This is a genomic window from Actinomadura sp. CNU-125, from assembly GCF_001942465.1.
GTDB lineage: Bacteria > Actinomycetota > Actinomycetes > Streptosporangiales > Streptosporangiaceae > Spirillospora.
The window spans coordinates 1-8,269 of sequence record NZ_MKJY01000243.1; the positions used below are offsets into that span (position 1 = coordinate 1).

The 8,269-nt window shown below is 73.2% G+C and carries 7 protein-coding genes and 1 pseudogene; 6 read left to right on the forward strand and 2 right to left on the reverse strand.

Annotation, left to right across the window (positions count from 1 at the left end):
• The coding region (locus BJF79_RS26270) for a TetR/AcrR family transcriptional regulator (protein WP_262402608.1) at positions 1-629 on the reverse strand (629 nt) is incomplete at its 3' end.
• An 83-nt stretch (positions 630-712) separates the two neighbouring features.
• On the opposite strand from BJF79_RS26270, the gene BJF79_RS26275 reads away from it, so the two are divergent.
• The 3 genes from BJF79_RS26275 to BJF79_RS26285 all read left to right on the forward strand — a co-directional run bounded on the left by BJF79_RS26275 (position 713) and on the right by BJF79_RS26285 (position 3,081).
• A complete protein-coding gene (locus tag BJF79_RS26275) occupies positions 713-1,072 on the forward strand; it encodes an ester cyclase (RefSeq protein WP_075901331.1) in 360 nt (119 codons plus the stop codon).
• Between the two features lie 42 nt (positions 1,073-1,114).
• A complete protein-coding gene (locus BJF79_RS26280; protein ID WP_075901333.1) occupies positions 1,115-1,960 on the forward strand; it encodes a hypothetical protein in 846 nt (281 codons plus the stop codon).
• A 395-nt stretch (positions 1,961-2,355) separates the two neighbouring features.
• Positions 2,356-3,081, forward strand: a complete 726-nt coding sequence (locus tag BJF79_RS26285) for a Crp/Fnr family transcriptional regulator (protein ID WP_083733938.1) — start codon at positions 2,356-2,358, stop codon at positions 3,079-3,081.
• A 39-nt stretch (positions 3,082-3,120) separates the two neighbouring features.
• Here the strand turns inward: BJF79_RS26285 and BJF79_RS26290 are convergent, their stop codons facing one another.
• The gene (locus BJF79_RS26290) at positions 3,121-3,606 is read right to left on the reverse strand and encodes a hypothetical protein (protein ID WP_075901335.1); all 486 of its coding nucleotides are present in this window, start codon (positions 3,604-3,606) and stop codon (positions 3,121-3,123) included.
• A gap of 191 nt (positions 3,607-3,797) precedes the next feature.
• Here BJF79_RS26290 and BJF79_RS26295 point away from each other — a divergent pair, with 191 nt between their 5' ends.
• The 3 genes and pseudogenes from BJF79_RS26295 to BJF79_RS55855 all read left to right on the forward strand — a co-directional run.
• Positions 3,798-4,571, forward strand: a complete 774-nt coding sequence (locus tag BJF79_RS26295) for a hypothetical protein (protein WP_075901337.1) — start codon at positions 3,798-3,800, stop codon at positions 4,569-4,571.
• Complete coding sequence (locus BJF79_RS26300; RefSeq protein ID WP_075901339.1) at positions 4,568-6,670, forward strand: hypothetical protein; 2,103 nt, start codon at positions 4,568-4,570, stop codon at positions 6,668-6,670. Before BJF79_RS26295 ends, BJF79_RS26300 begins: the two co-directional genes overlap by 4 nt.
• A pseudogene (locus BJF79_RS55855) lies at positions 6,667-8,269 on the forward strand (hypothetical protein); the annotation flags it as partial. The gene BJF79_RS26300 and the pseudogene BJF79_RS55855, both read left to right, overlap by 4 nt.

Sequence of the window (8,269 nt, forward strand, 5' to 3'; positions counted from 1 at the left end):
GCCTGGTCGGCACCGCGTTGTCCTGACATCGGCCGCCGCCCGAACCCGCACCGGCTACTCGGGCCGGGGGCGGAGGCGTCGAGGATGATCTGGGCGATGTGCGCCGCGCGTTCGGGGCGGGTCTCCGCGTCGGCGTGCCGGATCGCGGCGAAGGCACCGGCGACCAGCGCCATCACCTCCTCGACGGCCAGGTCGGGACGGACGACGCCGGCGGCGTGCGCGCGGTCGAGCAGGACCGCGACCCGGTGCGTGAGGTCCGCAGCGACGTCGGGGGCGGCGCTGCGCAGGTCGAACTCGGCGGCGGCCAGCGCGCTCTTGACCGCCGCGTTCCGCGCACCCGAGGCCATCATCGAGGACAGGAGCGTGAAGAGGGCCGCCGGGTCGTCGCCCGCGGCGAGCGTCTCGCCCTCCGCCACCAGCCGCCTGAGCTGGTCGAGCGCGACGGCGAGGTACAGCGCTTCCTTGGCGGGGAAGTGCCGGTGGACGGTGCCGGGGCCGACGCCCGCACGGCGGGCGATCTCGTCGAGCGAGACGCCGAGGCCCTCTTCGGCGAACGACTGCTGCGCGGTGCGCAGCACCCGCTCACGGTTGCGGCGCGCGTCGGCGCGCTCTCGCGGTCGGTCGTTCATCGCGCCTAGCATAACCGGGGCGCCGCCCCGTATGCTCTGGACTCAACCGGGGCGGCGCCCCGTTTACGAAGGGGACCACTGCGATGACCACACGCGAGGAAGCGAGCGCTCTGGTGTTGCGGATGCACGAGTGCTTCAACACCCGGGAGTTCGACCGGGCCGACGACCTGTTCGCTCCCGACTTCGCCAACCATCCGCTGGGCGCCACCGGGTGCGACGCGGGCAAGGACGCCTGGCGCCAAGTCGTCGCGCGGTTCCCGGACATGCGCGTCGTCGCCGACGACATCCTCGTGGACGGCGACCGGGTCGCCGTCCGCTCGTCCATCACGGGGACCACGGCCCCGGACGGCGAGCGGCCCGTGCTGATCGAGATCTTCCGCGTCGCCGACGGCCGGTTCGCGGAGACGTGGGGAGTCACGGCGGGCCCGGACCCGCGTTCCTGACGGCGCGGCGAGCCCGGAATGTCGCGGTTAGAGTCTGCGGTCATGACGGACCTCGAACGGCTGCGGACGCTCGTCCCGCCGCCCGCGTCACCCGTGGACGCCGATGCCGACTGGACGCGCGCGGCGGACGCGCTCGGGCTCGCCCTTCCCCGCGAGTTCACCGAGATCGCCCGCCGGTACGGGCACGGCACGTTCTGCGACGAGTTCTCCTGCTGCACCCCGGAGGAGATGATCGCGGACAACCCCGGCCGACTGGAGGACCTGCGATTCCTGCTCCAGGACATGGGTGAGGAATGCCCGCATCCCGTCCATCCCGAGCCCGGCGGGCTGGTGCTGTGGGGGACGGACTCGATCGGCGGGGCGCTCGCCTGGCTGGCCGAGCCCGCCGGCTCCCCCGACCGCTGGAAGACCGTCTACTGGACGCGCGACGACGAGTTCAAGTACCCCGAAGGCGGCGTCGCCGCCGTCCTCACCGGGCTCGTCGAAGATCTGACGGCAAGGATGAGGGCCGACGGCCAGGACGTCGACGGCCCGTGGTTCGACCACTACCGCAGGGACGTCCACGTGTATCTGCAGTTGGCGGAGGCGGACGGCGCGCCGCCGTACGAGGAGCGGCTCCGCGTCCTGCGCCGGAGCCTGGCGCCGACGAGCGCGCGCGGCGGCTTCGCGGGCGCGGGCGGCAGTCGGCAGGACCACTTCGCAGCGGCCGACGGCCAGTGGAGGCTGACCTACGAGACGGCCTACGGGCACCAGATCCGGGTCGCCTACCCGCCCGGGACGGACGCGCGCGTCCGCGACGCGCTGCTCCCGGCGATCGACGCGATGGGCTGCCGCGTCGAGGCCGTCCGCCCGGTCCACGGCACCGCCCACTGGCCCGAACAGGGGTGACTCTTTCTCCTCGGTCCGGCGACCTCGTGGATCGGGCACCGGCGAGCAGCCGGTGCACCGGCAGGTCTCGGCCGAGGGCCGCGGCGAACCGCGCAATGGCCGACACGACCGTGGTCACCGGCTCGGCGGCGGACGTCGGATGCGGGACCGAAACCGGTATGTGTACTCCATCAACACGTTTACCATCGTGCATACTTGGACACACTGTGACATGGAACGAGTGCCCGTCGACACGGCGACGACATTCGGCCCACCCTTAACGATCTTTACTTTTGTGGTAATTCGTCCGATTATCGAGGATTGTCGTCCGCCTGGTAAAGGGTGACCGGGTTTTCCCGGCTGCACGTAAAATCGATCTGGGCTCCCGCATTGCAGAACTCCGTCCGGGAGGCGGCGTGTCGAATAACGACGTCATCGATCAGTGGGTCGCGGGGACGCTGCTCTCCCGGCTCGACCCCTCGACGCGCGCGGCGCTGCTCCGGGTCGCGCCCGCCAAACTCCACCGCAAGGGCGACGTCCTGCTCGCACAGGGCGACGACCGCGGCACCCACGCGTTCATCCTGCGCGCGGTCAGCCCCGACCGGTCCGCCTGCGTCAAAGTGACCGCCCGGCTCCCCGACGGCCGGGAAGGGCTGCTCGGCATCCGACTCTCCGGCGATATCGTCGGCGAACAGGGCGCCCTGCACCGCAAGGCCCGCACCGCGACCGTCGTCGCCTGCTCGGACGTCTGGGCCCACGCCGTCCAGGGCGACGTCCTCATGACGTTCCTCGCCGAGCACCCGACCGCGTGGCTCGCCCTCAACGCCACGATCACCGACCGGCTGGAGTGGGCCAACGAGCGGCGGCTCGACTTCGCCGGATACTCGGTGCAGGTGCGGCTCGCGCGAATCCTGCTGCTGCTGTCCGACCGGCACGGACGGCCGGCAGCGGACGGGCGCGCGCTCGGCGTCGCCCTCTCCCACGAGGAACTCGGAATGCTCATCGGCGCCCGCAAGGACACCGTCTACCAGGCCGTGTCCACACTCCGGCACGCGGGCTGCATCACCTCCTCCTACCGGAACATCGTGATCGTCGACGAGGACGCGCTGCGGCGCGCGTCCGAACCCGAGGACGAGTTCTGAGGCCGCGCCCCGCTTCGGTCCGCTCCCGTTCCGCTCCGCTCACGCGAGGATCGCGCCGGCCGTTCCGGCGACGAGGCCGAGGGCGAGCCACGGCATGGCCCGGCCGATGTGGCGGTACTTCGTCTCGGCGAGCGCGGCGAGGATGCGGGCCATCGCCCACGCCTCGTCGCGCTGCGCGGCGGCCCCGGCCGGCGGGTGCTCGGGGATGCGCACGATGCCGAAGCGGCTCGGCACGTCGTCGCCGGTGAGGCGCGGGCGCAGCGCCCAGAGCAGGTGCGTCCCCGCGACCAGGGACGCCGCGAGCAGCACCCCGAACAGCACCGTCGAGATCGTCGCCGGGTGCGACCCGGCGGCGGCGCGGGTCGCGGTGAGCCCGACGACCGCGCCCGCCTGCAGTGCGATGAGGATCGACACCTTCGTGTCCGCGTGCTGCACGTACTGCTGACCGGTGGCCATGACGGCGAGCGCCACCGCCACGTCGTCCGCCGACGCGTTGTCCGCCGTGGGCGTTTCATTCCGGTTCATACGGCTCCTTCGCTGGGGTCCGGAACAGTGAAACTCGACCGGCCAGAAACGATCACGTATTTATACGGCTTCGCGCCGCAAGTGGTGCGAATCACCGGACCCCGGAAGGCAGACGCCGTATTTATACGGCATCTGCACCAGCGGACGGTGGCACTCTTTCCCGCAACATTGACCAACGAGGGGTTGGACAGGTGGCGGAAGGCGATGACTTCGCACGGCGGCTGATTGTTTCCGCCGATGCCAAGGGCTACGGCAGCACCACAGCGAACTGGCAGCGGCACATGCAGGACGGCCTGTGCACCGTGCTCGAACGGGCCGCCGAGCGGGCCGGGCTCGACCGTCCGGGCTGGTGGATCCAGCCGGGCGGCGACGGCGAGATCGCGGTGCTCCCCGACAGCGAACCCGAACCCCGTGTCGTGGACGACTACGTCCGGCACCTGCACGCCGAACTGCGCCGCTACAACCGCGACGTCCCGTCCGGGCGTGAACTGCGGCTTCGGATGGCCGTCCACTACGGCCCGGCGATCCCGGCGCGCCACGGCCGCGCGGGCGGCGGCCTCGTCGTCGCCGCCCGGCTCTGCGACAGCGAGGCGCTGCGCCGGGCACTGGACGGCACCGGCGCCGCGCTCGCGGTCGTCCTGTCCGAGCGCGTCTTCACCGAGACGGTCGCGGAGGAGCACACGACACTCGACCCCGCGGACTTCACCCGCGTCGGCGTCCGGATGAAGGAGTTCACCGGCCACGCCTGGATTCACGTGCCCGGCCACGACCTCGACGGGATGCAGTTCGACGTCGAATCCGACGAGGACGACGAGGACGACGGGCCCGGAACGGCGCCGTCCGTCCCGCCGCGTGCGCAGGCCGCGGGGGCGGCGCCGGCAGGCGACTACGCCGGGGCGCAGATCCGGGCGCGCACCTTCATCGGCCGCGACCAGGTCAACCACGGGAACGGGGACCCCCGGTGACCGCGGACGCCCCCGCGCCACCGGACGACGCCGAAGACCGGGCACGCGACGCGCGGGAACCGGACGGCGACGACCGCGAGCAGCGCGACCCGCAGGACCTCGGGCGCGAGTTCTCCGGCCGCGCCGCCCGTCCCGGCGAGACCGGAGAACGGCTCGGCGCCGAACGCGACGCCCGGTCGAACTTCGCCAACGCCCGGGTGTCGGCGGACGAGTTCGTCGGCCGCGACAAGATCACCTACGTCACCGTGACCGGCGCCGCCACCCGCCTGCGGATGGTCGAGCTCACCGCCGACGACATCGCGCTCGACCGCCGTTTCGTCGTCCCGTCCGGCCACGGTCCCGCCGAGACCGCCCTGCGCGGCCGCCACGTGGTGGTGCTGCGCGGCGCGGACGGGACGGGCCGGTACGCGCTCGCCCGGCGGCTGCTGCTCGGCCTCGCCCTCGGGAAGGTCCGGCGGCTGCACCCCGAAACCGACCTCGGCTCGCTCACCGGCACCGACCTGAAGCCGGGCGGCTACCTGCTGGCCGACCTCGCCCCGAACGCCGCCGCGAAGCTCCGCGCGTTCGACCTCGACCGGCTCGCCGCCGAACTGGGCCCCGGCCGCGGGCTCGTCATCACCGTCACCGACACCGACGTGGAACGGCACGTCGTGGACGTCTCCCCGCCCGACCCGCACGAGGTGCTGCGATCGCACCTCACCGCCGCCGGGTCGCGCGAGCGTGCGGGCCGCATCCTCGCGGCCCCGGGCGTCACCGCCCTCTGCCGCGAGGAACTCCGCGACGCGTCGCCCGCCCGGGCCGTCCGGCTGGCTGGGCTGCTCGCCGGGGCACGCGAGCCGATCACCGAAAACGTCCGCGCCGGGCTCACCGGGCGGCGGGTTTCCGATCTGGAGCAGTGGTTCTCCGGAATGGGCGACCTGCCGACGCAGACGCTCGCCATCGCGGTCGCGGCACTCGGCGGAGAGAACTACGACCTCGTCGCGAACGCCGCCGACCTGCTCACCCGGCGCCTCGAACCCGACGAGAAGCCGCCGGAGAAACCCACCCCGTTCGGCGGCACCCGCAGCACCCGGTTGCGCGCGCTCGGCGCGCATCTCGTCCCCTCGAACCTCGCCGCCCGGCACGGCGGCACCGCGCCGGGACTGGTCGTCCGGTACCGGGAGCAGGGGCTCGCCAGGCGGCTCCTGCTGCACGTCTGGGAGGAGTACGACCCGATCAGGCCCGAGCTGCTGAACTGGCTGCGGCTCTGCGTGCGCAGCGAAGTACCCACCGTCCGGATCAGGGCGGCGGTCGCCACCGGCATTCTCGCGGCCGAGTCGTTCGACCAGATCAGCTCCGCGATCATCCTGCCGTGGGCGCGGTCCGCCGCGGTCGAATCGCGGGACGCGGCGGCGTCCGCGCTGAGCGTCGTCGCCGAACGCGCGCGGCTGGAGGCCGCCGTCAACGGACTCGTCACCGCGTGGAGCACCGACGACGCGCGGCCCCGGCTGCGCGCGACCGCCGCCCGAGCCTGGCGCGTCACCCTGAACGGCGACGGGCCGCAGGCCGGAACCCGGGCGGTGACGCTGCTGGAACGCCTCGCCGACGACGACTCCGCCGAAGTCGTCGAGGCCGTCTGCACCAGCGTCGCGGAGATGCTGGAGTACGGGGACGGCGCGTTCGCGGACATGACGCTCGACCTGCTGATCGCCTGGGTGACCGGCCGCAAGCCCGGCGCGCGCCTCACCGGACGGCTCGGCTTCCTGCTCGCCGCCGCCGACCTCGTCCACGTCTCGTCCGACGGCGGCGTCCCGCGGCCGACGCTCCAGATCCACGCCGAACGCGACACCGCGACGGCGGTCAAGGTCATGCGGTTGTGGCACGTCACCCTCAATTCCGCCGACCTGCACAAGGCGGCCAAGGAAGTGCTCGCCGAATGGGCGCGGACCGCCGAACGGACCCCGAACGGGCCGGCCCTGCTGGCCTGGTTCCTCAACGGCATCGCCTTCGACGACCGCACCCACGGCATCGTCCGGATCGCCGCGTCGCGCTGGCCTGACGCCCCCGACAGCTCCGCCGCGGTCCTCGCGGCACTCGCCACCAGAAGGACGCATCGATGAATCGACCACAGGAACCCGGCTGCTCGATCTCCGACCTGGTCCTCGAAACCGGCCCGGTGTCCCTCGGCCACCGAGGCCCCGCGCCCGCCCCCGGCCGCGCGATCGTCTACTCGGACCGCAACGGCGTCGCCGTCGCCCCGGCCCGCCGCCCCTCGGTGATCGAGTGCACCCAGTACCGCCACTGGTACATGGTCGACGTGCGGCGGCACACCGACACGATCACCGGCACCGTGTCGAGCCGCTACGACGCGATGCCGTTCCAACTGGAGGCGGACGTGACGTGGGGCGTGACGTCCCCCGAGATCGTCGTCGGCTACGCGCTCGGCAACGCGCTGGACACGGTGCGGTCCCGGCTCATCGCACGCTTCTGGCAGGTCACCCGGCGGTACGACGTCGACGACTGCAACGCCGCCGAGGTCGAACTCCAGAACATGCACATGGGGGGATCGGTGCCGCTGGAGGAGGGCATCACGATCTTCGCGGTGGCCGTCCGCCTGCACATCGACGAGCACACCGCCGACTTCCAGCACCACCAGCGCCGCCTGGAGCGCAGCGCCGTGACCGACCGGAAGAGCGCCGAACTCGAGCGGGACCGCCTCGATGCGCTGCGCCGGATGGCCCAGGGCGAGGACGACCTGATGCTCCTCTTCCTCACCCGCAACCCGGACCAGATCGCGCAGGTCCTGCAGATGGTCGGGAAGCGCTGGGACGTGACGCGCGACGCCCAGCTGACGCTCTTCAAGAAGATGGTCGACCAGGGACTCATCCAGGACGTCGACATCGAGCGCATGCGCGGGCTGCTGCTGGAGCCGCTGGAGCAGATCGCGAACACGAACGGGCACACGGCGCTCGGCGCCCCCGCCGTCCCGCCGCCTCCTCCCCCGCCACCGGCGCTCCCGGGCGGTAAGCCGGAGGCGAACGGTTCGCCGTCCGCGCGGCGGGCGCGGCATGACCAGGGCCAGGACCAGGACCAGGACCAGGGCCAGGGCCAGGACCGCGCGCCGGAGCCGCCTCCGGCCCCGTCCCCGGTGCCTCCGGCACCCCCCGCGCCGCCGTCGCCCGCACCGGCTCCGGCGCGCCCCGAGGAATGCGCCTCCGGCGGGGGACGGCGTCGCCGGGTGGAAGCCGTTCGGGCGCGGCGACGAGAACTCGAAGCCGTGAACTTCGGCAACGCGAGCGGGCCGCAGGCCCGGCGAAGCGACCACCGCGGGCCGCACCGAGACGCCGTCCGGCGCCGCGCCGCGAGACTGCGCAGGCAGCGCGCCCTGGCCATGGCCGGAGTGCTGACGATCCTCGCCATGGGAGCGGCCGCCAGCGCCATCGGCGGCGTGCGGGGAGCCGCGGCGAGCCTGATCGCCGGTACGACCGCGGCCCTCCTGCTCACCCGGGCCGATTCGTGGATCCGTGCCGCGAAGCTGCGGCCCGGGCGACAGCAGGAGTTCCCCATGGCCATCGAGCCGCCCGCCGTGCCCGCGAACACGGCCCCCGCCGCCCCGGCGGCGCCGACCCCGCCGGGCGGGCAAGGACCGGCTCCGGCGCCGCCCGGCGCCGTCCCGCAGGCGCCGCCGCCCCCGTCCCCGTCCGCGTACGGCGCGACCG

What these genes read in the sequence shown, in the direction of transcription:
- BJF79_RS26280 (WP_075901333.1), top strand. Translation starts at nt 1,115, where the DNA reads ATGACGGACCTCGAACGGCTGCGGACGCTCGTCCCGCCGCCCGCGTCA.
- BJF79_RS26290 (WP_075901335.1), bottom strand. Translation starts at nt 3,606, where the DNA reads ATGAACCGGAATGAAACGCCCACGGCGGACAACGCGTCGGCGGACGAC.
- BJF79_RS26275 (WP_075901331.1), top strand. Translation starts at nt 713, where the DNA reads ATGACCACACGCGAGGAAGCGAGCGCTCTGGTGTTGCGGATGCACGAG.